The following is a 2,027-nucleotide window of genomic DNA, read 5'->3' as shown; positions in this document are numbered from 1 at the left end:
TGCCGCGATGGCGGCCAGCGCCGTCATGAGCTTGGGGCGCAGGCGGGCGGCAATGGCGTAGCCGATGGCCTGCTCCACGGGCGCTTCGGCGCGGGCCTCGTTAAACTGCTGAAAGGTGAAGATGGCATTCTCCCCGATGATGCCCACCACCATGATGAGGCCGGTGTAGGAGCCCACATTCAAGGGCGTGTTGGTGAGAAACAAGGCTAGGCTACCACCGGCCGGGCCCAGCACGGCCACCAGCAGGATGAGCCCGGCGGCTTTCAAGTCCCGGAACAGAAACAAGCCCACCGCGAACACGAGCAGGCAGGCCGTGCCCAAGATGGTGAGCAACTCCTGAAACGACTGCTGCTGCTCGGCATACGAGCCGCCGTACTGGATGAAGTAGCCGGGCGGCAGCGGCACGTTGCGCTCCAGCTTCTGCTTGATTTCGGTCATGGCGCTGCCCAGGTCGCGGTTGTCGAGACGGGCCGTGACAGCTGTCATAGCCTGCAGGTTTTCGCGCTCCAGCTCGGCTTCGCTGGGCGTCACACGCACGGTGGCCAGCTCGTCGAGGCGGCGGCGCTGGCCGTTGGGCAGGAACACGGGCTCGGCCTGCATCTGGGCCAGGTTGGTCTGGGCGGCGTTGGGGTAGCGCAGGCGGATGTTCAGGAGCTGCTCGCCTTCGAGCACGTTGCCGGCGGTGGTGCCCTGGAGCTGGGTTTGGAGTTGGGTCTGAAAATCGGTGGCGGTAAGACCAAACTGGGCCAGTCGACGCGGGTCGGGACGCACGTCCACGCTGGGGCCCATGCGCACGATGCCGTTGAACACGTCGGCCGTGCCGGCCACTTTTTCCACCACGGCCGTCACCTGGTTGGCCAGGGCGTAGCGTTTGGCGGCGTCGGGGCCGAAGACCTTGATTTCGATGGGCTGCACGGTGCTCATGAGGTCGCCCAGCATGTCGCCGATGACCTGGCCGAAGTCGATGGTGAGGGCCGGCTGGGTGCTTTCGATGCGTTCGCGGATATCGGCAATGACGTCTTCGGTGCTGCGCTTGCGGTCGGTTTTGAGGCGAATGAGGTAGTCGCCGCTGTTGGGCTCGGTGATGAAAAAGCCCATTTGCGTGCCCGTGCGGCGAGAGTAGCTCGCCACCTCCGGCACCTTTACGATGAGCTTCTCGGCCTGGCGCAGCATGCGGTCGGTTTCTTCCAGGCTGGTGCCCGGGGGCGAGGTGTAGTCGAGCACGATAGCGCCCTCGTCCATATCGGGCAGAAAGCCGGTGGCCAAACGCGGGATAATGAGCACCATGCTGCTTACCAAAACGAGGATACCGATGACGCTATATGCCGGGTGCCGGATGACGGCCCGCACCCAAGGAATTTCGTGGTGGTTGGAATCCGCTTTGGGCAGGGCCGCGCTGCCATCGCCACCTACCTGATTATTGGCGTCGTCTACGTCGATGGTATCCGGGGCCTCCGCTTTCTCCTGCTTGGGCCCGCGCGACAGCAATAAATAAATTACGGGCAGCCCCAGCCAGGCCACGAAAAACGAACACAGCAGTGCCACCACCATCGTGGTGGCCAGCACCTTAAAATAGGCGCCCGCCACGCCGCCCAGCAGCGCGAAGGGCAGAAAAATCACGATGGTGCTCAGCGAAGAGCCGATGAGCGCGGGCAGCAAATGGCCCACCGAGCGCCGCACTACTTCACCGGCCGACTCGTCGGGGTGGTCCTCGCGCACGCGGTGCAGCTGCTCCACCATCACCACAGCATCGTCAATCATCAGGCCGATGGCGGCGGCGATGGCGCCCAGCGTCATGATGTTGAATGAGTAGCCCAGGCCAAAGTACAGCACCGCCAGGGTGAGCGCCAGCGCCACCGGAATGGCCCCCAGAATGGTAAGCGTGGCCTTCACCGAACGCAGGAACAGCGCCGTGACCACCAGCGCCAGGGCCAGGCCAATCCAGAGCGCGTCCTGCACCGAGCGGACGACCTCGGCCACGAAATCGGCCTGGTCGTAGTACGGGGCCAGGCGCACGCCGCGCGGCA

General features: G+C 64.6%; 1 protein-coding gene. It reads right to left on the bottom strand.

What is annotated here, in order from left to right:
• Window positions 1-2,027, bottom strand: a 2,027-nt coding sequence (locus tag ACYVDE_RS21145) for an efflux RND transporter permease subunit (protein ID WP_460503515.1), incomplete at both ends; no start/stop codon positions are given.

Source organism: Hymenobacter agri, from assembly GCF_054778495.1.
The sequence above is the reverse complement of the archived record's forward strand: the minus strand, read 5'-3'. Positions and strand labels throughout refer to the sequence as shown.